At 39.6% G+C, this 24,001-nt stretch carries 22 protein-coding genes; 20 read left to right on the top strand and 2 right to left on the bottom strand.

Going from position 1 to position 24,001, the window contains the following annotated elements; genetic code table 11:
* Positions 1-246, bottom strand: a 246-nt coding sequence (locus ACFHWD_RS09040) for a 4-hydroxyphenylacetate 3-hydroxylase N-terminal domain-containing protein (protein ID WP_378061470.1), incomplete at its 3' end; no start/stop codon positions are given.
* 804 nt (positions 247-1,050) lie between these two features.
* Between ACFHWD_RS09040 and ACFHWD_RS09035 the strand changes: the two genes are divergently transcribed.
* The 10 genes from ACFHWD_RS09035 to ACFHWD_RS08990 all read left to right on the top strand — a co-directional run bounded on the left by ACFHWD_RS09035 (position 1,051) and on the right by ACFHWD_RS08990 (position 12,719).
* Positions 1,051-2,772 carry a sigma 54-interacting transcriptional regulator gene (locus tag ACFHWD_RS09035; protein WP_378061468.1) on the top strand — a complete coding sequence of 574 codons (1,722 nt, stop codon included), beginning with the start codon at positions 1,051-1,053 and terminating at the stop codon, positions 2,770-2,772.
* Positions 2,773-3,008: 236 nt separating this feature from the next.
* Positions 3,009-4,232 carry a 2-hydroxyacyl-CoA dehydratase subunit D gene (locus ACFHWD_RS09030; RefSeq protein ID WP_229981198.1) on the top strand — a complete coding sequence of 408 codons (1,224 nt, stop codon included), beginning with the start codon at positions 3,009-3,011 and terminating at the stop codon, positions 4,230-4,232.
* Positions 4,232-5,362 (top strand): 2-hydroxyacyl-CoA dehydratase subunit D, encoded by a 1,131-nt coding sequence (locus ACFHWD_RS09025; RefSeq protein WP_378061465.1) that lies wholly within the window; start codon positions 4,232-4,234, stop codon positions 5,360-5,362. Before ACFHWD_RS09030 ends, ACFHWD_RS09025 begins: the two co-directional genes overlap by 1 nt.
* 27 nt (positions 5,363-5,389) lie before the next feature.
* On the top strand, positions 5,390-6,157 hold the full coding sequence (locus tag ACFHWD_RS09020) for an acyl-CoA dehydratase activase (RefSeq protein ID WP_150356462.1): 768 nt from the start codon (positions 5,390-5,392) through the stop codon (positions 6,155-6,157).
* Positions 6,158-6,234: 77 nt separating this feature from the next.
* On the top strand, positions 6,235-7,101 hold the full coding sequence (locus ACFHWD_RS09015) for a 3-hydroxyacyl-CoA dehydrogenase family protein (protein WP_150356463.1): 867 nt from the start codon (positions 6,235-6,237) through the stop codon (positions 7,099-7,101).
* 41 nt (positions 7,102-7,142) lie between these two features.
* Entirely contained in the window at positions 7,143-7,910 is a 768-nt protein-coding gene (locus ACFHWD_RS09010) for an enoyl-CoA hydratase/isomerase family protein (protein ID WP_150356464.1), read from the top strand.
* Between the two features lie 16 nt (positions 7,911-7,926).
* A complete protein-coding gene (locus ACFHWD_RS09005) occupies positions 7,927-9,102 on the top strand; it encodes a thiolase family protein (protein ID WP_179978210.1) in 1,176 nt (391 codons plus the stop codon).
* A gap of 26 nt (positions 9,103-9,128) precedes the next feature.
* Positions 9,129-10,487: an acetyl-CoA hydrolase/transferase family protein gene (locus ACFHWD_RS09000; RefSeq protein ID WP_179978209.1), complete on the top strand. Its 1,359-nt coding sequence runs from the start codon at positions 9,129-9,131 to the stop codon at positions 10,485-10,487.
* A 164-nt stretch (positions 10,488-10,651) separates the two neighbouring features.
* Entirely contained in the window at positions 10,652-11,992 is a 1,341-nt protein-coding gene (locus ACFHWD_RS08995) for an MFS transporter (RefSeq protein ID WP_179978208.1), read from the top strand.
* Positions 11,993-12,584: 592 nt separating this feature from the next.
* Positions 12,585-12,719 (top strand): hypothetical protein, encoded by a 135-nt coding sequence (locus ACFHWD_RS08990; protein ID WP_268253787.1) that lies wholly within the window; start codon positions 12,585-12,587, stop codon positions 12,717-12,719.
* A gap of 65 nt (positions 12,720-12,784) precedes the next feature.
* On the opposite strand, the gene ACFHWD_RS08985 is transcribed toward ACFHWD_RS08990, so the two are convergent.
* Entirely contained in the window at positions 12,785-13,972 is a 1,188-nt protein-coding gene (locus ACFHWD_RS08985) for a helix-turn-helix domain-containing protein (protein WP_179978207.1), read from the bottom strand.
* 262 nt (positions 13,973-14,234) lie between these two features.
* Here ACFHWD_RS08985 and ACFHWD_RS08980 point away from each other — a divergent pair, with 262 nt between their 5' ends.
* From ACFHWD_RS08980 to ACFHWD_RS08935, 10 genes are all read left to right on the top strand, one after another.
* A complete protein-coding gene (locus ACFHWD_RS08980; protein WP_150356469.1) occupies positions 14,235-14,735 on the top strand; it encodes a (2Fe-2S)-binding protein in 501 nt (166 codons plus the stop codon).
* A 12-nt stretch (positions 14,736-14,747) separates the two neighbouring features.
* Positions 14,748-17,039 carry a xanthine dehydrogenase family protein molybdopterin-binding subunit gene (locus ACFHWD_RS08975; RefSeq protein WP_179978206.1) on the top strand — a complete coding sequence of 764 codons (2,292 nt, stop codon included), beginning with the start codon at positions 14,748-14,750 and terminating at the stop codon, positions 17,037-17,039.
* 12 nt (positions 17,040-17,051) lie between these two features.
* Positions 17,052-19,415 carry an FAD binding domain-containing protein gene (locus tag ACFHWD_RS08970; protein WP_378061459.1) on the top strand — a complete coding sequence of 788 codons (2,364 nt, stop codon included), beginning with the start codon at positions 17,052-17,054 and terminating at the stop codon, positions 19,413-19,415.
* 73 nt (positions 19,416-19,488) lie between these two features.
* A complete protein-coding gene (locus ACFHWD_RS08965) occupies positions 19,489-19,866 on the top strand; it encodes a SpoVA/SpoVAEb family sporulation membrane protein (protein ID WP_179978204.1) in 378 nt (125 codons plus the stop codon).
* A 12-nt stretch (positions 19,867-19,878) separates the two neighbouring features.
* On the top strand, positions 19,879-20,349 hold the full coding sequence (locus ACFHWD_RS08960) for a SpoVA/SpoVAEb family sporulation membrane protein (RefSeq protein ID WP_179978203.1): 471 nt from the start codon (positions 19,879-19,881) through the stop codon (positions 20,347-20,349).
* Positions 20,321-20,686: a NifB/NifX family molybdenum-iron cluster-binding protein gene (locus ACFHWD_RS08955; RefSeq protein ID WP_150356474.1), complete on the top strand. Its 366-nt coding sequence runs from the start codon at positions 20,321-20,323 to the stop codon at positions 20,684-20,686. The genes ACFHWD_RS08960 and ACFHWD_RS08955 overlap by 29 nt, the downstream gene beginning before the upstream one ends.
* A 14-nt stretch (positions 20,687-20,700) precedes the next feature.
* Positions 20,701-21,081, top strand: a complete 381-nt coding sequence (locus tag ACFHWD_RS08950) for a hypothetical protein (RefSeq protein ID WP_378061456.1) — start codon at positions 20,701-20,703, stop codon at positions 21,079-21,081.
* A 524-nt stretch (positions 21,082-21,605) separates the two neighbouring features.
* Positions 21,606-22,181 (top strand): phosphatase PAP2 family protein, encoded by a 576-nt coding sequence (locus ACFHWD_RS08945; RefSeq protein ID WP_326839067.1) that lies wholly within the window; start codon positions 21,606-21,608, stop codon positions 22,179-22,181.
* 50 nt (positions 22,182-22,231) lie between these two features.
* Positions 22,232-23,146 carry a carbohydrate ABC transporter permease gene (locus ACFHWD_RS08940; RefSeq protein ID WP_150356476.1) on the top strand — a complete coding sequence of 305 codons (915 nt, stop codon included), beginning with the start codon at positions 22,232-22,234 and terminating at the stop codon, positions 23,144-23,146.
* 20 nt (positions 23,147-23,166) lie between these two features.
* Positions 23,167-23,988 carry a carbohydrate ABC transporter permease gene (locus tag ACFHWD_RS08935; RefSeq protein WP_378061453.1) on the top strand — a complete coding sequence of 274 codons (822 nt, stop codon included), beginning with the start codon at positions 23,167-23,169 and terminating at the stop codon, positions 23,986-23,988.
* Positions 23,989-24,001: the final 13 nt, after the last annotated feature.

Genomic DNA, 24,001 nt, shown 5'->3' with positions numbered 1-24,001 from the left:
ATCCTCCGTGCTCTGGTGCAAGTGGGTAAATCTATTGATCTTTTCTCCCGTTAAGTTTGAAGTCGCTGTCATCAGATTTTCATATTCAGGAATTTGAGCTAAATCATAAGTCATTTTTACAGAATTAAGAGACGGTTTTAAAATTGAATTATTAACAGGATTGTCCACCTTTTTTCCTAACATGTATATGTTTAGGTTTAATTTGCTGATACTTTCTAAATATTGTTTTCCCGTCATTAAAGTCATTGAATTCATTCCTTTCATAGCTTAAAATTGTTTATATAACAATATGACAGCAAGACTTGTGCCAACAAGTAAAGTGTCAAGTTAGAAACTGTTTTCACAAATATTAGATGTAATTGTGCTATTATTTACTCGTATTGTGTGCTAAATTGCATTATTTTAATTATATGTTATATTTTTTAAATTTTTCAGCAGCTATAGACTTATATATCTCTAGTTTTTTTACTATACTTCTCGAAGATTTGCATTTTCTTTTACTCATATGATGAATATTGTTCAATATATTTGATGGCTTTCTGCATCACAACAGTTTTTTCATATTTGATCCTAGAAATAGGACAGCATCTCACGTTTAGAAAAGAATCCAAAATTTTAATGGTATTATGGATAATTTTATACAGAATATTATAATTGATTACAAAATAATAATCATGCGATATTGATAAAATTCATAAATCTGAAGTGTCTATTTTTTCAAAAAAGATTTATGAACTTATTGATAACTTTTGATAACTTGTACAAAAAAGAGTTATATTTAAAGGCGAAGAATAAATAATAACAAATATTTCAACTCTTTGTTAGGATAAGGTTGATTTTCACCGTATTTTCCTAAAAGTATCCAAATTAGTGTTGAATGATTGGAGGTTAGAAAATATAAAATAATTTGAAAACGATTTTTTTATTAGTGATAAAACCTGTAACCTGAATCATAGCGCATAGGGTTATATAACTGTTTTATGTAAAGTAATATAATTAAATTTCATAGTGAGTTAAAATAAAAAAACCTGACTAAGGAGGATTAAGACAATGAGTTCTAAAAAGGTGAACAATAAAATAAAAATTAAACAATCACCAGACGGTATAGTATTTACAGATAATCATTTTATTATAAAATACTTTAATCCTGCAGCTGAACAATTAACTGGCATTAAAAAAGATAAAGCTTTAGGCAAATGTTTTTTTGATGTGTTTCCGCAAATGCAACCAAGTGATGACGTCTTGAACGAGAATAAAATAAATCGAATTTTAATTAATGGAAAGAGTTTATGCATTCGTAATTTCGAAAATCGTGATGAAAGGGGCTATACTCAAGGGAATCGGGTATTTATTATGTATGATTATTATGAAGCCTTAGCACTTATTACAGATCTGGAAAAGACAGAGTACGTAATAAATGAGCTGCAAGAGATAATTGAGGGTTCTTTTGACGGAATCCTTGTTACAGATGGTGAAGCTAACGTTTTGCTTGTAAATCAATCCTATGTAAGAATTACGGATATTAAAAAAGAAGAGCTGATAGGGCATAATATGAGGGAACTTATTAATCCTATTTGGATGAAAAATTCGGTTGCACTTTTGGTAATAGAGCAGAAAAAACCTATTTCATTATATCATACAACAAAGCGTGGAAAGAATATTATGGTAACTGGAACTCCAGTTTTTGATGAGAAAAATGATATTAAGAAAGTGGTTATTAATTGTAGGGATATTTCTGAAATTTATAAACTTCGTGATCAACTCTCAAAGGCACGAGAAATGGAAAAAATTTATTTTCAGCAAGATCCTGACGATGATGAACATAATGCTAATAAAAATAGTGACATTGTGGTAAATGATGAGAAGATGAGAGAAATATTTTCTTTAGCAAAAAAAATAAGTAATTTTAATATTACGGTACTTATATCCGGAGAATCTGGGGTTGGAAAAGAAATAGTGGCAAATTATGTACATAGAAAAAATGCATTGAAAAAAGATAAGCCATTTATTGCAGTTAACTGTGGAGCGATTCCTGAGAATCTTTTAGAATCAGAATTATTTGGATATGTGAATGGAGCATTTACAGGTGCAGCAAAGGGAGGTAAGGCAGGGCTCTTTGAAGCAGCTGATGGAGGGACTCTTTTTTTAGATGAAATAGGTGAGATGAGTTTAAAACTTCAGGTAAAATTGCTTAGAGTTCTGGAAACACGAACGGTAAGAAGGGTGGGCTCATCGCATCCTTTATCAATAGACATTAGGGTAATTGCGGCGACAAATAAGAACCTACTAGAAAAGGTTAAGGAAGGCACCTTTCGAGAAGATCTGTTTTTTATATTAAATGTAATAAGTATAGAGATTCCACCTCTTAGGGAAAGAACTAGCGATATCGCGCCGCTAGCTTTAAAGTTTATACGTAAATTTAATCGGCAGTATGGGCAAAATAAAAAAATTACCTATGAGGTAATGAAAGAACTCGAGGCATATTCTTGGCCAGGCAATATTCGACAGCTGAAAAATACGATTGAAAGTATGGTTGTAATAAGTGACAATGAATATCTACAGCTCAACGATTTACCTTGGATCTCGTGTGAAGCCATAGAAGCTAAAGCAAAAAAGAATAATCCCCCATCACTTAAAGAATCATTAGAGCGGGCTGAGAAGAAAATTCTTATTGAAGTGAAAAGAAAATATGGATCTAGTAGAAAGATGGCGAAGGTTTTAAAAGTAAATCAGTCTACTATTGTAAGAAAAATGAAAAAATATAATTTGTGATGCAGATTTAGTTTTTTTAAGAGGAAAGAGATGCACTGCAGCATCAAAATATTTAATAAGAAAATTGAAATATATTATATAATTTAAAAAAATCTAAAAAATATAGATAACGGAGAATCTCCAACTCATAGATTCTTTGGCTTTTTTTGTGTATAAAATTTTATTGAAAAAAAGTTGGCACGTTAATTGCTTAAAGGTTTGGTGTAAATTAATATAGACTAAAAGGAGGTATTATCTTGGAAAATCAAAAGACATCAAAGCAATTGCTGGGAGAATTACTAGATAAACATTATGCAGATGCTTTTCAGGCAAAGGCAGATGGGAAAATAATCGCTTGGTCTACTTCTATTGCGCCTCAGGAGCTGTTAGAAACGATGGGAATTCACGTAGTTTATCCGGAAAATCATGCGGCTGCAATTGGAGCAAGAAAACATTCGCAGCAATTCATCAACTATTCAGAGGGAAATGGGTATTCAGCGGATATATGTTCTTATGCTAGGGTGAACCTTGCATATATGGATATACGGGAATGTGAAGCAGCAAATATTCCTTTACCAGATCTAATTTTCTGCTGCAACAATATTTGCAATACAGTAATTAAATGGTATGAAAATATTGCTAAGGAATTAAAAATTCCAATGATTTTATTTGATTTGCCCTTTAATCATCAATATGAAGTTAATGACCAAAACGTTAAATATATTAAAGGCCAAATACTTCATGCAATTGAGAAGCTTGAAGAAATTACTGGAGAAAAATTTGACTATGATCGATTTTCTGAAGTAATGAAAATTTCCTCAGAGACCTCACAATGGTGGAAAAAAGCATCACTGTTGGCTAGGGCAAAGCCATCCCCATTAAATGGGTTTGATCTTTTTAATTATATGGCAATCATCGTATGCATGAGAGGAACAAAAGAAGGCTTAAAATTATTTAAGCTGTGGCATGATGAACTGAAAGAAAAAATGGAAAAAGGAATTGGACCTTGGAAGGATAAGGAGGAGAAATATAGGGTGATGTGGGATGGCATCGCATGTTGGCCATATTTAAGTGCTACTTACAAGGTTTTAAAAAAGTACGGAATTAATATGGTGACCTCCACTTATCCAGATTCTTGGCATATTGTATATGATGCAGGTGATATTGATTCAATGGCGAGGGCATACAGTTCAAATTATGCTAATAGAAATATTGATTTTGGAGTGGATAATATAAAAAAATTAGTGAGGGATTTTAGTCTTGATGGGATTATATACCATTCAAATAGAAGCTGTAAGCTTATGGATTTTAGACAGTTCGAAGTGCAGAGAAGAGTAGAAGCAGCCACGGGAATCCCTTCCGTAATGTTTGATGGAGATCAGACAGATCCAAGAGCGTTTTCACTTGCACAGTATGAAACAAGAATTCAGGCATTGGTTGAAATGATGGAAACTAGAAAGAAGAATGGGGGGACAAGATAATGAGCAGTGCTCTTGACATGATAAATGAATTGGAGGACATTGGAGCAAATCCAAGTCGTTCTACATTAAAAGAAATGAAAGTGACAGGAAAAAAAGCCGTTGGATGCTTCCCTATCTATACGCCAGATGAAATCGTTTATGCAGCAGGTTTGCTTCCAATTGGAATGTGGGGCGGACAGACTATTGGAAAATTATCAAGTCATTATTTGCAAAGCTTCTGCTGTTCCACTATGAAAGCAAATACAGAACAGGCATTAATGGGTAAATATGACTTCTTATCAGCAGTTATTATCCCAACTTTTTGTGACACATTAAAGTGTATTGCAGAAAATTGGAAGATTTCATCACCCCAACTCAACATTATTCCTATGGTTTATCCCCAAAATAGGAAGATAAAAGTGGGAAAAGAATTCATGCGGGAAGAGTTTATAAGAGTAAAAAAAGCGCTTGAAAAGGTTGCAGGAGAGGAAATAACAGAGAAAGCATTAGAGGAGAGCGTTGAAATTTATGATGATTATAGAAAAACAATGCAAGAATTTGTAGAACTTGTTCAACATTATCCAACTATGCTTAATGCAGAGAGCAGACACTTAATCATAAAAGCATCGTATTTTATGGACAAGAAGATTTATACAACAAAAATGAAAGAGCTAATTAAAGCAATAAAGGAATTGCCGGAGGAAAAAAGCAGGAAGAAAAAAATAATTATAACGGGTTTGATTAGTGAACCGACCGAATTACTGGAAATATTTACAGATAATGATATGTTCATCGTAGCAGATGATTTAGCGCACGAATCCAGGCAGTTTAGAACAATTGCTCCTAAAAAAGGAGATGCGCTTAATAGAATGGTAGAAAGAATTGCACTTCAGGATGGATGTGCATTCTTACATGACGAAGCAAAGAGCAGAGGACAGATGCTGATAGATATGAGAAATAAATATAAAGCCGATGCTGTTGTAGTATGCCAGCTAAAATTTTGTGACCCGGAGGAGTTTGATTATCCTATTATAAAGAAAGAGCTAGAAGCAGCAAAAATACCGACTTTATATGTAGAAATAGAACAGCAAATGGATTCCCTAGAGCAATTGAGAACCAGGATACAGAGCTTTGCTGAAATGCTTGCATAGAATGCAAATTTGAGAAGGGGTATTGGTATGTATTTAGGAGTGGATATAGGTTCATCATCTTCAGAAGCAGTGGTTATCAATGCTGATGGAGTTATATGTGGAGAAGGAATTTTCAATATGGGGACAGGCAGTAAGGGACCTCAGCTATCTGCAGAAAAAGCGTTGATGCAGGCAGGTATCAAAAGAGAAGACATCAAAAAGTGTGTAGTAACAGGTTATGGAAGAATGATGTATAAAAGTGCAGATAAGCAGATTACAGAAATAAGCTGCCATGCAAAAGGATCAAAGTTTTTATGCCCTACTGTAAGTACAATTATTGATATTGGAGGGCAGGATGCCAAAGTGATTCGAGTTTCGATGAATGGCAATGTTGAGAACTTTGTTATGAATGAAAAGTGCGCAGCTGGAACAGGCAGATTTTTAGAAGTAATAGCAAGGGTATTAGGCTGTCGTATAAGTGAACTGGCAAGCTTAGCAGCAAAGGGTAAGCCAGGAGTAGCAATCAGTAGCACCTGTACGGTTTTCGCGGAATCAGAGGTTATTTCTCAACTTGCATCAGGAAAAAGCATAGAGGATGTCGCTCTAGGAGCGCATAAATCTATTGCACAACGAATTGCAGGCTTGTGTAATAGAGTTGGGGTTGTGGAAGATGTGGTTATGACGGGTGGAGTTGCATTAAATAATAGTGCAGTAACAGCAGTAGAAAATGAGATTGATCATCCAATTATAAGACTTGAAGATCCTCAGATCATAGGTGCTTTAGGTGCAGCAATTTATGCTTTAGAAATAGACTAAGAAGTAAGTAATATGGATAGCACGAAATATAAAAAAAATATTACAGGGATAAAAGCCTGTTAGAAATGGAGGAAAAGATGAATATTAAGAAAGTTGCAGTTGTAGGTGCAGGTACGATGGGAGTCCAAATTGCAATGCATGTGGCTATTTCAGGATATAAAGTGAGTTGTTATGGTATAAAAAATGAAACAATTGATGAAAAGAAAAAAGCGGAAGCTTTTTCAAATGACTGGTTTTTTAAAAAGATAACCAAGGGGAAAATGACTGAGGAAGCAGTGGCAGAGAGCAAGAGTAACTTAAAATTTACAACGGATCTTGCCGAAGCTGTGAAGGATGCAGATCTGGTTATCGAAGCGGTGGCAGAAATTTTGGATGTAAAGAGATCGGTGCTTAAACAGGTTGATGAACTGACTCCTGAACATACTATTTTTGCTACTAACAGCTCTTATATAGTAAGCTCCAAGCTCTGTGATGTAGTGGCGCATCCTGATAAGGTTCTGAACTTGCACTTTTTTAATCCGGCTCTCGTAATGAAACTGGTTGAGGTTGTAAAAGGTCCTCATTGCAGTAGGGAAACCGTTGAAACTATGGTTAAATTTGTAGAATCTATCAATAAGATTCCTGCCATTGTAAATAAAGAAATTTACGGTTTTATCGTAAACCGTATTTTCAGTGCAATTACCAAGGAGGCCTGCTACATATATGATCAGGGTGTTGCTTCCTTTGAAGATATTGACAAAGCAGTAAAGTATGGATTGTCACATCCCATGGGTCCCTTTGAATTGCTTGACATGACAGGAATTGATCTTGAATTTAATGTTCTGACTGAGAAATATAAAATGACAGGGAACCCGTCTGATAAACCAAGTCCGGCAATTGTGGAAAGATATGCCAGAGGAGAATATGGAAGAAAGGCAAAAAAAGGTTTTTATCAATACAAGTAGAACAAGCTAATTTATACAAATAAGTAGATGGGAGGGCAGCTATGAAAAATTTATCATTTGAAATGATTGGTAGGATAGGAGTAGTCAGGATAAACAGGCCTAGGGCACTTAATGCATTAAATAAGCCGACAGTAGAGGAATTAGATGAGCTCATTGAAAAGATTAAGAAGGATTCGGAAATTAAAGTGTTGATTATCGGGAGTGATAATAATTTTGCAGCGGGTGCGGATATTAAGGGAATGGTTAACTGTAATGTAGAAGAAGCCAAAGATTTTTCATTTTCTAAGACATTTCAGAAGATATATAATTTAGAAATTCCTACGATAGCGGCAATAGATGGATATGCTTTAGGAGGTGGCTTAGAACTTGCATTAGCATGTGATTTTAGAATTGCTTCAACAAATGCAAAAGTTGGATTTCCAGAAATCAATTTGGGAATTATGCCAGGTGCAGGGGGTACGATAAGAGCACCAAGGCTGCTTGGCGTATCTAGAGCAAAGGAATTAATATTCTTTGGTGAGATGATAAGTGCCGATAGGGCAGAGCAAATGGGATTGGTAAATAAAATAGTGGAACAGGAGAAACTTATGGAGGTGGTTATGGAATGGGCGGAAAAACTCTGCAAAAAACCACCGGTGGCACTAAGGGTTGCAAAAAAAACCATAGATGCTGGGATATCAGAACCAAAACTGAATTATGCAATAAAAATGGAGTATGAGAATTGGGCAGATTTATTTAATACAGAAGATCAAAAAGAAGGTATGAGAGCCTTTATTGAAAAAAGACAACCAATTTATCAAGGTAAATAAGAAGGGGGAATAATAATTGAGAAATGTAGTAATTGTAGCAGGATGTAGAACACCAATTGGAACAATAGGAGGGCAATTTAAAACAATTACTTCTCTGGATCTATCCATGCCTGTTATGAAACAGCTTATAAGGAGATCAGGAATTGATCCAAAACTAATTGATGATGTTATCTGGGGCTGTAACTACCAGAGAACGTATAAGGAAAACAATCTAGCTAGAGTAGCGGCAGTTAAGGCTGGCCTTCCTGTTACTGTTCCAGGTATAACTGTTCATAGAAATTGTACTTCATCTATGTCATCAATACAAATAGGTTATTACCAGATTAAGGCCGGAGAAGCTGACTGTATTATGGCAGGAGGGGCAGATAGCATGAGCACAGCACCTCATATGATGTTTGATGCAAGATATGGGAAAAAGTTTGGACATAGCGAGCTCAGGGATTCTATGTGGGACTCATTAACAAACCTGGGAATTGGTCCTGCTATGGGCATTACAGCAGAAAATGTTGCAGAAAAATATGGTGTGACAAGGCAAGATCAAGACGAATATGCACTATTAAGTCAACAAAGAGCAATAGCTGCAATTGATGCTGGAAAGTTCAAGGATGAGATCATTCCGATAACTGTCTCTGGGAAAAAAGGGGATAGCACTTATGATACAGATGAATACCCAAGAAGAAATGTGACATTAGAAGGGCTGGCAAAATTAAAACCAGTTTTCAAAGAGGGCGGTACAGTAACTGCTGGAAATTCATCAGGTATGAATGATGCAGCATCAGGAGTACTTTTGGTCGAAGAAGAAAAAGCTAAAGAATTAGAGCTGCCTATTTTAGCAAGAATTGTATCTGTTGCAACTACTGGAGTGGATCCACAAATAATGGGTATCGCCCCGATTAGTTCTTCTCGGAAAGCACTTAAAAAAGCAGGGCTAAAAATTGAAGATATCGATTTGTTTGAAATTAATGAAGCTTTTGCAGCACAGTGCGTGGCTTGTGAAAGAACGCTGGGGATTAAGCGTGAAATTCTCAATGTAAATGGTGGTGGAATTTCACTTGGACATCCAGTAGGCGCCACAGGAAGCAGGCTTGTAATTACACTAATCTATGAGATGAGAAAAAGAGGTAATCACTATGGACTTGCATCTCTTTGTGCAGGTGGGGGAATGGGAACAGCAGTAATAGTAGAAATATAATATTATAAATAAGGTGGGATGAATTTATGTACAAAATGAATGAACTATCAACAGAATATAAGAAGAAATTAGTATCGGCAGATGAAGCTGTAAAAGTGATTAAATCAGGGGACAGAGTTCATTATGGACTTTTCAACGGGCTTGTCTTTGATCTTGACCGTGCTTTAGCTAAAAGAGTTGGGGAGCTTAAGGACGTACTTGTAATGACCTCTATATGGTCTTATCCCGATCCACCTCAAATCTTGGTTGTGGATCCAGAATCAAAACATATTAAATACTTAAGTACCCAATTCAGTGCTTTAGACAGAAAAGCTAATAAGAAGGGTAATTGTTGGTTTGTACCTGTGCAGTTTAGAGAGAATCCAAAGTATTGGAGTGAAAATGTAGGTGACATAAATGTTGCAATGTTTCAAGTAGCACCTATGGACAAATATGGTAATTTTAATTTTGGACCTCAGGTAGCTGACTATCAGGGAATTCTTAAAAAAGCGAAAGTTGTTATCGTAGAAGTAAATGAAAAACAGCCAATAGCCCATGGTTATCAAAATACGATAAATCTTTCACAAATTGATTATGTTGTAGAAGGGACAAATCCGGATTTGCCTATTATTAAAGCGAAAACACCGAGTGAAGTAGATAAAAAAATTGGATCATATATAGTTGAAAAAATTAAAAGCGGAAGTACGCTGCAGCTTGGTGTAGGAGGGCTTCCAAATTATATAGGCGCAATGATTGCAAAGTCAGATATAAATAATTTAAGTGTACATTCAGAAATGTTTGTTGATGCATATCTGAACTTGTATAAGGAAGGAAAAATTACAAGTAATAAAAATATTGACAAAGGCAAGATGGTCTATACTTTTGCACAGGGTTCAAAGGAACTCTATGAATTTATTGATGATAATCCTATTTTATGTGCAGCTCCTGTTGATTACGTCAATGCATTAGAAGTAATTGCGGCTAATGATCAAGTCGTTTCAATCAATAGCTGCTTGCAGGTAGACTTATTTGGACAAGTTAATTCCGAATCAGCAGGTTTGCAGCATATTGGTGGAACAGGAGGACAGCTTGACTTTGTAATGGGCGCATTTAAATCAAAAGGAGGTCAAAGTTTTCTTTGTACGCCGTCAAGAAGAAAAAAGAAAGATGGAAGCATTGAATCACTTATTAAGCCAAGATTGGCCGAAGGTTCAATTGTCAGTGTACCTAGATCAGCCACACATTATGTTGTAACTGAATATGGGGCTGTTAATTTAAAGGGAAAGTCAACTTGGGAAAGAAGTGAACTTTTAATTTCCATTGCTCATCCCGATTATAGAGAACAGTTGATTAAAGAAGCCGAGAGAATGGGAATCTGGACAAACACTAGCAAAATTTCTTATTAATTTAAAATAAAAAATCATCTATACTGATTTTTTATAATTTTAACTTGCACTGGAATTCTCCCTTTTGTTTGTTTTTGAGTTGGCAATTAAGAAATCTACAATTATTGGGAGAATTCTTGTAAATATATAAAAAAATCAATAAAAATTAAAAGGAGTGTATAATTATGAACAAAATTGGAATCCTTATGGATTCTGACCTTGAAAAACGTACTGTAAGTAGGATCAAAAAACATATTCTTCCGTTTATGCTTATACTCTACATCATATGTTATATTGATCGTTCTAATTTCAGTTATGCAGCATTGACGATGAATAAAGAGCTGGGAATTAGTTCGGCAGCCTTTGGGTTACTTTCGAGTCTGTTCTTTATTGGATACGTTATCTTTGAAGTACCAAGCAATGTCATGCTTCACAAAGTGGGAGCCAGAAAATGGATTTGCCGTATATTGGTTTCCTGGGGTATCGTTAGTTTTATTACCATGTTCGCTGACAACTTCGTTCACTTAGTTGCTATCCGTATATTGCTTGGAATTGCTGAAGCTGGTTTCTTCCCTGGAATAGTTTATTATTTGTCCTATTGGTTCCCTGAAAAGGAGCGTGCAAAAGCAATTTCGTTTTTCATGCTTGCCATACCTATTTCATCGGTAATTGGATCCCCTATTTCTACATGGGTTATGCAGAACGTACAGTGGATGGGACTTTCCGGGTGGAGATGGATGTTCTGTATTGAAGCCATTCCTGCTATTGTAGCTGGAGTTGTAACGATATTTTATCTGGTAGATGATATAGATAAAGCAAAATGGCTTCAATCAGATGAAAAAGCCTGGCTTAAAGCAGAACTTCAAAGAGAAATAGATGCTAATAAAGATAAGATGAAATCTGAGCAGATGAGCATCAAAGATACTTTTAAGTATCCTATAATCTGGCAATTAACTTTCGTATATTTCTGTTACGTTCTCGGTGGTAACGTTCTTATGTTATGGTTGCCGCAGATTGTAAAGGGTTTAGCGCAAAGCTTATCTTTGACTTCTATAGGAGTCTTTATTACAATTCCGTATACAATCGCTGCTATTACTATGTATATATGGGGACGCCATTCTGATATCCATAATGAAAGACGCTGGCATACAGCAATAATGCTATTGATTTCCACTGGTGGTTTTATAATGATTTTAGCAAGCAGTAATGTTATCTTAAGGTTTGTAGCGCTTATTATTACCATACTTGGTTTATATGGTGGATACCCATGTTTCTGGGCTATGCCTACAGTATTCCTGGCTGAAGAAGCTGCAGCAGTTGGTCTTGCTATTATTAACGCTTTTGCCAGCTTTGGTGGATTTATTTCCAATAATGTAGTTGGGATCTTAATGGGTCGCTATGGAGTGAATTCCGTATTCATTTTTCTTATGATATTTAGTATATTAGGTTTCTTTGTGACAATTAAACTGCCTAAGGAGAAAGTTAAATCTATACGTTCTAATGTTAATGATAGGCAGGGGGCTTAAATAAGTAAAATGTTTTTTAGACAAAAAATAAAAGAGGTTAATCCGCAATTACCTTGTAAGGAAATCTGTTATTCATACTAAAGACTTTATATAATTAACATTGAGAAAGCAAATATAGAAAGGAGCTTTAGTATGAACACTATAATTTTAGATTAATTGAAGTTAAATTTCAACAATATAAAAAGAAAAATTTTCGATATTTCTGTAGGATTAAACTAAATAAAGAAATTGTAGGCATGTGTATATTAAAAGAAATTGAGAACTACCGCAGTATTTGAAATCGTATAACTTTCAACAGAATAGATAAAGGCAGTTGATCCATTTGGACAGTTGACCTTTTTTTCTGGTTAGATATACTGTATGAATCAGCAACAGAAAGAGTTCAGGGAAAGAGCATCGTCCCCGAATAGAGATGCCCATTGAATATGTCGATATCTTTTAACTAGTATTGGATTATCGCTCTGGTGGTGACAATAAGCTGCTCCCTTAAATAATTGACGATGGCTTTGTCGCCAGGAGGAGGCAGAGCTTTCTATAGAACACCAAAGGTGTTGCTGCTGGTTCGATTCCAGTCGGGCGTACAACAAGGCCTATGAATGAGACACTGGGGGATTATTATTCCACTGAGATCATGCCGGCTCAGGTTCGAAAGTCAAAGCGTAAGCTGTCTGTTAAAGGCATGATTAGGAAAATTGCTGCTGTGATCGCCTGCCTGGCTCTCAAATGAGGTTTTTTATTCCATGGACAGCCTCAAGTCAGCTATTGCAAAGGCTTTGCAAGCGAAAGAGGCTCTTATTGCTTATAGTCTTCAAATAGTCCCAAATAAAGCGCTGTAATAGTCCGGCAGTCCGTCAGGTCAATCTCAAACAATTCAATCAGTCGCTGCATTCTGTATGAAACCGTGTTTTTGTGTATGTGCAGGCGCTTTGCCATCAAACTGTAGTTCCTATGGTAAAGCAAATAGGCACGCAGGGTCTCATAATATTCACTGCTATGCTCTTGGTCATATTTTTTTATTTGTAAAATAGCAGGATGAACAAGTTTCAAGGAGGTCGGATGATGTTGTTTCAAAAACAAATAAGCCATCACTGATTTGTAGTTTTGAACAAGTACAATTCTTTCACTGTTTTCTTCAAAAGCAGCCAGATGTAATGTTGTCTGTGCTGCATGGAGGTGCTTTGTCATCTCACGGAGCTTAGAAAACGATTCGCTGACACTGATTGGGCTGATTTTTCCGCATTTATCTGCCAGCATATTCAGGTCGTACTGTTTTTCCGCATTCATTAAAATCACAGCGCCGCCTTCATACTCTACGAACCAAATATGCTCATGACAGGCACAATACAGTCCCAGTTCGTTACGGCGTTGTCTGGCCCACAATTCACCTATAGAAGGGCTCCATACAAGCTTCCATGACGCGATGTTCTCCAACGGAGGCTCATAGATATTGTGTTCCTGGTACCATTCGTTCGGGTTTCCATGCAAGATACCCAGTAAATACGTTTGCATGGCCATCGTCGTCTCATCGTTCAGATATCCGCCAAGCTTCAGTGCTGTCATGAAGATAGGAGCAGCCATTTCTATAATGGCAATGGCTGCATTCGTGTCGATTTTCTTCGTGATTGGGCAGTCCAGCACGCCAAGCATATAGGTATGATGGAAGCAGCCGCAGTTAATATGTTTATATCGCATAAAAGGATAACAGCTCACCAAAGTTTTGCGCATATATAGATTTTTTTCTACTTCAGTACAACGCTTCCTCACTTCTGCTTCTGTGCACAGAAGCAAGTGATTCATGTATTCATCCACCAGTTCTTTTGTGTAGTTTGCAGACTTGGCAATGATTGTGCGTGTTGTTAAAGTAATACAAACCGGTGTGCCGCAATGCTGTGCAGTTACCTCACACAAATCAGCCAAACCTGCCCCATTTGTAAGTATTTCCAGATATTCACTTCTGATTTTCATCATATCTGCATCCATACCCATTACCCCCATTATTGAATCTATAAAATTGTGATACCTATTATTAACATTATAACAATTGAGTATGAAAATATAATAGTATTTGTATTACTTGGGTTTGGTTTTCAGGCCAAATTTCCTCCAGCTTTTTTAATTTGTTAGACATTGCCAAAAAGATTTTTTTCTCTTATTCTTTAATTACTTAAATAATTAGGATAATTTAAATTATTCTGATTATTTAAGCTGCCGAATGCAACATGAATGAAAGGTGGAGAAAAGTATGAGCAAAACCATTCGGATGATTATCAATGGCAAAAAAGAAGTATTCCACATCGGACATGACGATGGGTACGGGATCATTCCCGATGAGGAAACACTGTGCGAAACGCTGCGAGAGCGTCTGAATCTGACAGGTACGAAACTGGCCTGCGGTCAGGGAGCGTGTGGATGCTGCACGGTGCTGATGAATGATGTGGCCGTGCCCAGCTGTCAGATTCTGACTGCCGCCTGTGACGGCGCTGACGTCGTAACAATTGAAGGCCTACATGATCCCAAGACCGGTGAACTTGACCCGCTACAGCAGGCGTTCATCGACAAGTATGCCTTTCAGTGCGGTTATTGTACGCCCGGTATCATTATGGCGCTTAAAGGGCTCTTTATCAACAACCCGCATCCCAGTAGGGAAGAAATTGGTGAAGCGCTTTCCGGCAACATGTGTCGATGTATAAGTCAGTATCATGTCTTTAATGCAGCAGAGCTGTATATGAAGCAAAATGCGTAAAGGAGGAACGAAATGAGCAAGATTGAGTATCGCTACATAGGCAAGAATACAGAGCGTATGGAAGCGAAAGAAATTGTCACAGGCAAGACTATTTATCTGGACGATTTCAAAATGAAGGATATGCTTTATGTGAAAGCGCTCAAGTGTCCATATCCGAGTGCGAAAATCAAGAAGATTGATATCAGCAAGGCCGAGGCATATCCCGGCGTTGCCAATGTCATGTATTATGGCAATATGCCTGAAATCTGTAAAAATTGGGGACTTAACATGCCGCCGCTGGTTCCGGTTCTGCACGATTACGGCTGCTATGTTGGTGATGCTGTCGCACTGGTCGCGGCGGAAGATCCAAACATTGCAGAGCGTGCGCTTGATTTGATTGAAATCGAGTATGAGCAGCGTACCCCTGTTTTTGACATTAAAAAAGCTATTAGGCCGGATGCGCCAAAAGTGCATCCCAAGGCGTTCCCGCGTGGTAATATCGTGTGGCCCGTTGTCCCCTTTGTAGGTGAGGATATGATGATGCATCTCAAACGCGGTGACGTGGACAAAGCCTTTGAGGAATGTGATTTTGTAGATGAGAGCGAGGCGGATTACAACTCTCTTGGCTCTCCTGCTGCTATGGAGCCCCCGATTACTGTTTTCAAGTATGACAGCAGGCATAACAGAATGAAGGCATGGGCCACGACCCAGACGCCCCACGGCTATCGTCTGAACGCTATGATTCTGCAGGACGGTATGCCCAACGACACCACAGTTTTCAATGTTGGCGGCGGCTTTGGCAATAAGGCCCCTATGGCCACGCCGACGCAGTATGCTGCCATCATGGCGGTCGCAAACCCAGGGCGTCCCTGCAAAGTGTGCTTAACCAAGAGTGAACAGCTTACTGCCTTCGATGTGCGCATCGGTATGTACATGAAGATTAAGGTTGGCTTAAAGGACGGCTATGTACATGCGGTCAAAGGCGATGTTTATCTAAACTGCGGCGCATATAATTCCTGCGGACAGTGGCAGATGGGTGTCGGTCTCGGGGAAGCACAGATCGCTCTGGGCAAGTGCAAGAACTGGGATTTGGACGGCAAAATGGTTTTCACAAACCATGTTATGACAGGCCCGGTGCGTGGCTTCGGTGGTCAGGAGATCAAGTGTGCCATGATGCCCGTTGTTATGCGTCTGGTTCGCAAGGCAGGGCTTGATCCTGTTGATTTCATTGCAAAAAACTTTGCTCAGACCGGCGACGGTTGGTATTGGCGTAATAAGTTATGGTACGAATGCCGCGAGCAGGACTACGCACCGGTTACCTATTCCACGGAGAAGAGGTTCGGCTGGAAGGACAAATGGAAAGGCTGGATGAAGCCGACTAAAGTCGTGGGCAACAAGGCCTATGGCGTTGGCGTTTCCTGTCATGGAAATGCCGACGTCGGTGAAGATGATTGTGTTGCTTATGTCCGCCTCGATCCGTTCCAGGGCTGTGCATATATTCATACCGATGTTGCCGAACAGGGCTGCGGCCAGCGCAGCAACCTCAGAAAGATTGTTGCCGAAGTTATGGATATGGAGATCGAAAAAGTCTACGTTGTTGAAGAAAACACGGAAAACAGCGGCTATGGGCAGGGCCCTGCAGGATCACGTGGAACTATAACTAGCGTTACTGCCGTTACACGTGCGGCGGAGGACGCCCGCCGTCAGCTGCTTGAAGAGGCAGCCGAGAAGCTGCACGCCTCTCCGGAGGATTTGGATACACATGACAGTATGATTTTCTACAGGCACCGCCCCGAAAAGAGATGGCGCTGGAATGAGGTTGTTCCGTTTGCCTATCAGGCGCACGGCATTGGCAAGTACTATCATGATTATACCAAGTCCAACTACTGCATCTATTTTGCCGAGGTTGAGATAGATCTGGAAACCGGCGAAGCTAAGCTTGTTGACGTGGCTGTTGGCTCCGACGTCGGACAGGTTATCGATCCAGCCACACTTGAGATGCAGTTTCAGGGAGGATTTGGTGCCGCAGCCGCGGACACCGGTTTGATGGAGGAAAACGTCCTTGATAAAAAGAATGGCCGTCTCCTAACAGGCAATCTTATCGATTACAAGTGGCGTCCCTTTAACGCCTTTCCGCCGATGGACATCGTGATTGAGGAATCGCTGCCTGAAGTTTCCCGCTGGAAGGCTGTCGGCCTCGGCGAAATCTCAGGAGCTCCCGGTCCCGCCGCGATGATGATGGCTATTTCCAACGCCATTGGCGTTGATTACTGCGAGTATCCAGCAAGCCGCGAGGGCATTCTCAAGGCCCTGGGCAAACTGTAAGGAGGATAAATCATGAGACAATTTGAATATACGAGTGTAACTTCATTTGGAGAAGCCTCCGCAATGCTGGCCAGGGGAAATGCTGATATTTTGGCCGGCGGGACGGATCTGATTAATGTTTATAAGCATGCCATTCTGAACGAAAGCCCCGCAAGTGTTGTCGACCTTAAGACAATTCCTGATGCTGCGGGTATTGTGGAAAATGAGGGGAGTATTACGGTTAAGGCTTTGACCAGGTTGACCGATGTTGCTGAGTCTCCTGTTCTTCAGCGTAGCGCAAAGGCTCTGGCTGATGCTGCCCATTCTGTAGCCACGCCTTTGATTCGCAATGTCGGCACTATTGGCGGAAATATCTGCCAGGATGTACGCTGCTGGTATTATCGCTATCCGCATGAAATCGGTGGGCGCATGGACTGCTCCCGCAAGGGCGGCGCAACTTGTTATGCATTGCAGGGAGAAAACCGCTATCACTCTATCTATGGCGGCATGAAGACGCATGTGAATCCCTGCGGCAAGGGCTGTCCGGCCGGCATCGATATTCCGGCCTATATGGAGCAGATTCGCAAGGGTAACTGGGATGAGGCCGCAAGGATTATTCTGAGGGTGAACCCTATGCCCATGTGTACTGCCCGTATCTGCCCGCATCCCTGCCAGGACAACTGCAACCAGTGTCAGTACGGCGAGAATGTAGGTATCCATTGTGTTGAACGCACTCTGGGTGATTACATTCTCAAAAATGTCGATAGATTCTATGTGAAACCCACCAGGGAAACCGGCAAGCGGGTAGCCGTTGTCGGCGCAGGTCCCGGTGGCCTGACTGCCGCTTACTTCCTGCGCTCTCAGGGACATAGCGTAACTGTGTTCGATACCCATGAGAAGGCCGGCGGTGTACTGTATTACGGTATTCCTCATTATCGTCTGCCAAAGAGTATTGTTGAGGGCTATGTACAGGCTGTTGCCAATATGGGTGTGAAGTTCATCATGAATACTACCATTGGCAAGGACATCAGCATGGATGAGCTGGTGACGGATTATGACAGTATTTATTTTGGCACCGGCGCATGGAAGCAGCCTATACTTGGCATTCAGGGAGAGGAACTGACTGAGTTCGGCCTGAACTTTTTGGTAGAGGTCAATACCTTCCTGAAGAAAGCTATCGACAATGATGTTCTGGTCTGCGGCGGTGGTAACGTAGCTATGGACGTGGCGCTGACGGCGAAGCGCATGGGTGCAAAGCATGTCTGTCTGGTCTGTCTGGAGCAGGAAAAGGAAATGCCCGCGACAGCGGAAGAGATCGCCCTTGCAAAGGAGGAAGGTGTTGAAATCTTCAACGGCTGGGGATTGAAGGGGGTTGTAACTGATGATGACGGAAAAGTGATTGGCCTGGAATCTATGAGGTGCGTATCCGTCTTCAATGAGGAGCATCGTTTCAGTCCTGTCTATGATGAGAACGAGACCTGTGTATTTGATGCGACTACCATCATTCTGGCTACCGGTCAGCGTGTGGATACCAGCTTTCTGGGTGACAAGTTTGGTGCGCAGCTCAAGACGGCTCGTGGATTGTTTGATGTTGACATGGAGACATATCAGACAAAGAACGACAAAATCTTTGCAGGCGGCGATGCAGTCACCGGTCCCGACATTGCCATTCGCGCTATTTGCTCAGGTGGTATAGCGGCAAAAACCATGAGCAAGAAAATGGGTTATCCAGTGGAAGCCCCCGCTGAAAGCAAGGCCTTCCTCTCCTACGATATAAACGGCATCAAAAAGACGGAGAGCAAAAAGCTTACTGAACATGCTTTGGGTGAACGTTCACTGACAGACGAGGATGCCTCGTCTCTAAGCCTGGAAGAGGCGCAGGCTGAGGCAGGACGTTGCATGAACTGTGGCTGCTACAGCGTCAACGCTTCCGACATTTCCCCTGTGCTGGTTGCGTTGGACGGCAAAGTGATTACCACAAAAAAGGAAATCGCAGCACGCGACTTCTTCACGACCAAGTTAAAGGCCTACGATATGTTGGATCAGGATGAACTTGTCACCGCGGTGAAGTTACCTGACAGACCCGATTATGTGACAGGCTATGAAAAGATGCGCATCCGTGAAGCCATAGATTTTGCTCTGGTCAGCCTGGCTTATGCATATAAGCTGGAGGACGGCAAGCTTGTGGATGTATCGCTGGTCATGGGCGGCGTAGCGCCGATTCCAGTCAAGCTGGATGAAGTGGAGGAACTGCTGAAGGGTAAGACGCTCAGCCGGGAATTGGCAGAAGAAGCAGGTGCTTTGGCCGTGAAGGATGCCATCCCTATGTCCATGAACCACTACAAGGTCAATACGGCGCGGGCCATCGTCAGTCGTTTCGTGGAAGCGTTACTGTAAAGTTGTTTACTGTCCCTGATGGATTACGCTGTCCTCGGGACAGCTTTCATGATAGAATAAAGGAGGTAAGAAGTTGACTGCTATACGGAAAATTCTGAAAGCATTTTTGGTAGGTGGCTGTTTTGGCTTGATCGGTCAGTTACTGATTGCCTTGTTCGCAATATTTATTTCCGATGCAACTATGGTTATTATGGTAAGTATTCTCGCTTTTGGTATTATCGCTGTGGTAATAATTGCAAACGGTTTCTACTTTAAGGTTGCCGAGTTCGGTGATAGCGGCGCCGCAATTCCAGTTTGCGGACTGATGTTTGGCGCTGCTACCTCAGCGGCGGCTGCGCAAAAGGCCGGTGCAAAATTAGAGAAGGCTTTCATTGTAGGCTTTTGGAATGTATTGAAGATCTTGGGCACAGGATTTGTCATTGCATTCATACTTGGCCTGCTGTTGTGCTAAGGAGGGTGAATCATGGCTTTTTTGTATGCATTTTTGATTGGCGGACTCATTTGTGCGCTGACACAATTTCTGACAGAAATCAAAATATCTTTTCCTCTTGTGGCAATCCTGCTGATAGCCATCGGCGGAGGCGTTCTGACTAAACTCGGCGTAATTGATTTTTTAAATAGTCTTGGCGCCGGCGGTGTGAGCGTAACTGCGCTGGGCTGTGGTAACGCAGCTTACAGTGCAGGCGCCGCCCTGGTCAAGACCGGTTCGGTGACACCGTTGATTCTGGTTGGACTGTTGAACATCATTCTGATCGCTTTAGGCGCTGCCTGTGGGAGTACGCTTTTTAAAAAATTTTCTGAAGCCATTCCGGCGTCTGACAAAAGTCAAAAAAACAGTGACGTTTTGCAGAACGTCAGGCATGATAAAACGCCGGACGACCTGATGTTGTCTGAAGGAGGATGCCATGAGCAAAATCGCAGTACCGATCAATAAGGATTCCATTAGTTTGACACTGGAAAATGCTCCGCTCTATCAAGTTTTTAATGTTGATGGCAAAACCATCATCAGCATTACTGACCATGAACCCGAAGCAAATTTGAGTCGCCAGCTGCGTTCCCATCAGGTGGATGCCGTTCTCTGCGGTATGCTGCAGAACCAGACGCGTCGTGATATGGCAGTAGCTGGTGTAGCTGTATTTGCAGGCGTTTATGGAAATGCCAGACGTGCGGTACAACACTTTATTGAAAACAAATTAAACTGTGAGCCAGATACAGGTCGTGCTTTTTTTGCAGGACATTATTCGCCCTGTGCTCATGAAACCGAAATATAAGGGGGGATTTCTCTATGGCTACAGTTCCGGAAAAGCTTGCCGCTTACGCAAAGATGGAGAACATTATGCCGCCGGATGCGCAATGCACCGGCTGCGTGCAGGGAGATGACCGTCTAGTTATATTGGGCTTTAAGACGGAACGGGAGCTTATTACTGAAATTGGTTATCTTTCTTCCGACGCGAAGTTGCCCATACTTCACGCATGTATGAATGCACTGTGTGAATTGATGAAGGGCAAAGCAGTTGTTACGGCAGGTCTGCCGCAGCGTAATGCCATTGCAAAACTGTTAAGCGACAACGGCACCCTGTCTGAAGCTGACCAATCCTTTGCCATCATGGCGGAGCTTGCTTTGAACTACGCAGTTTGCGATTATGCAAGCAGATGTAAAGAATAGCTGCGACAGAATCCAGATCGTGAACTATGACAAAAACCACGGCCGGGGCTGTGGTGATACAAAAAGCAAAAGTCAGCTGCAGTTTGGAAACTCTATCTAAGTCCAGAAAAATACTTGATTGTTCACAAATAGTTTATAAATATGACATTAAGACGTAACAAATACCATATATAATAATAAGTGTCCTAAGGAAATATCTTAGCGAAATTGAAAATGATGTATTTGAACATAACATATAAATGGAAATGTTGGTAATTACCAAAAGGTGTCTGTGGTTGCAGGGCACGGTAAATTCAAGTGCAACCTCCAGAAGATACTGTAAGTAAAGTTTGTAGCATTACCCCCTTAAAATTATAATTTAAAAATAAGACATTGACTGTTTGCAATGCCTTATTTTTTTATTGAAATAATGAAAATTTATTGGTAAGTTAATATTATTAAGACTTTTTAATGTGTTATTAATCTTTTAGTAATATTGATTGTATAAAATAAAATTGGTGATAATGAAAAAACCAATATAGAAGGTGATACTTTTGATAAAAAAGTTCGACGATTTTATTTTGGAATTCATACAGGATAATATGCGCAGACCAGCTGTGGATAAAGCTATGATGTTTACTACAGCTTTGGGAAATGGAGGAGTACTTTGGATTGCAATAGCTCTGTATTTAATGCTGTGCATGGATTATAAGACAACGGGAATTATGGTATTGGTTACTTTAATTATAAGTACTATATTTGGAGAAGGAATAATGAAGCACTTGGTTAGAAGAATAAGGCCCTGTAATTGTAAAAATGATCTTCAACTTTTAATTTCAAGACCCATTTCTTATTCCTTTCCATCAGGTCATACCTTTTCTTCCTTTGCAGTAGCAGGTGTTTTGTCAGCTCAGTTCAGTGAATATAAGGTAATATTTTTGTTAATAGCATTTTTAATAGCGTTTTCAAGGGTATACCTTTGTGTTCATTATCCCACTGATATAATATCAGGAGCCATACTTGGACTGTTATGTGCTAAATTGATACTTCTATTTTTAGGCTGTAATTATTTCCAGAACAATGTGTTAAATATATTTAACCGTAATATAAACCTTTATTAATATTGATGAGATAATATATATCCGTAAAGAAAATTAATGGAGGTAATTAAATGGAAAAAGCATCAAAGCAAGTTTGTTTGATTCAGAATAAGACCGTTGAAAGTAAAAAAATTATAAATATCGTGGAACCTTATCTGTATATTATCCCATGTATAGTCATATTTTTGGGATTTACCTATTTTCCTTTTTTTAAAACTATATATTTAAGTTTGTTCAGTACTAATGCCCAGGGAGAGCCAAGCTCCTTTGCAGGTTTCTCCAATTATATTGATTTATTTAAGGATCCCTCTTTTATAAATAGTGTCGTTGTGACTTTTAAATATGTAATTGTGACTACAATACCAGCTATACTCATTGGACTTATGCTTGCACTTTTATGTGATAACAAGTTGAAGTTCAAGGGACTTTTCAGCACTATGTATGCCATGCCCATGGCAGTATCCTCTGCTTCTGCGGCAATAATATGGATGCTTTTGTTTAATCCAAGCATAGGTTTTGTTAATTTTCTCCTGGGAAAGAGTATTGGCTGGCTTACAAGTCCCTTCTGGGGATTTATAGCAGTATCCATAGTAGGTGTATGGCTAAATGCCTGTATAAATTTTATTTTTATAACTTCCGGTCTTCAAAATATACCGAAAGAACTAGTAGAAAGTGCATCAATAGATGGAGCAAATTATCTTCAAAGGTTGAAAAATGTAATACTGCCCTGTCTTTCTCCAACTCTTTTTTTTGTACTCATCATAAATATCATAAATGGATTTCAAACTTTTGGTCAGATAAATATAATGACTCTGGGAGGGCCTGCCGAAGCCACTAATGTTCTTGTATATTCCATTTATAGAAATGCGTTTTTTAACAGCAGATTTGGCGCCGCCAGTGCTGAATCCATAGTCTTGTTCCTGCTTATGTTTGTCATAACCCTGCTTCAATTCAGATATGAAGATAAAAAGGTTTTTTATAAATAAATGTGGAGAGGTAATGGTACATGAAAAAAAATATAAATAAAATAATTCTTTATATTGTGAATACAGTATTCGGTATTATAACTATAGCGCCTATTTTATATGCCCTTGCCGTTAGTTTTATGCCGCCGGAGCAAATATTTTCCTATCCGCCCAAATTGATACCTAAGGAATTGTATTTAAATAATTATACAGATGCTTTGAATGCTGCTCCCATAATGAAATTTATAGTCAACAGTTTTGTAGTATCTCTGGGGGTAACTATAGGTGAGATTTTCACCTCTTGTCTGGCAGCTTTTTCGTTTTCATTTTTTGATTTTAAAGGTAAAAAGGTATTGTTTGTAATTGTAATAGCCACTATGATGATACCGGCGGAATCCATTATGATATCAAATTATTTGACGGTAGGATCTTTTGGATGGCTGGACAGCTATAAAGCTCTCATCATTCCCTATTTAAGCGCCGCCATGGGAATATTCATGATGAGACAGTATTATCTCACTCTTCCGAGGGAACTCTATGAAGCCGCAAAGATGGATGGCTGCAGCAATTTTAAATTTTTTACCAGAATAGTTTTTCCCATGTCGAGGCCTATTGTAGGATCTCTTGGTGTATATACTTTTTTAGTTACCTGGAATCAATATCTATGGCCTCTGCTTGTAACCAGCAAGGACAGTACAAGAACTGTTCAGATAGGTATAAGTATGCTGCAGTTCTCTGAGAACCAATCTTTTGGACTTATAATGGCAGGTATTATAATGGTGCTTTTACCTTCAATTATAATTTTCATATTTGGTCAGAAGCAGCTTATTGAAGGCATGACTTCCGGTGCAGTAAAGGGGTAGTTGTAAAATTCAT

The organism is Clostridium sp. MT-14, from assembly GCF_042436595.1.
Classification (GTDB): Bacteria; Bacillota; Clostridia; order Clostridiales; family Clostridiaceae; genus Clostridium_B; species Clostridium_B aromativorans.
The sequence above is the reverse complement of the archived record's forward strand: the minus strand, read 5'-3'. Positions and strand labels throughout refer to the sequence as shown.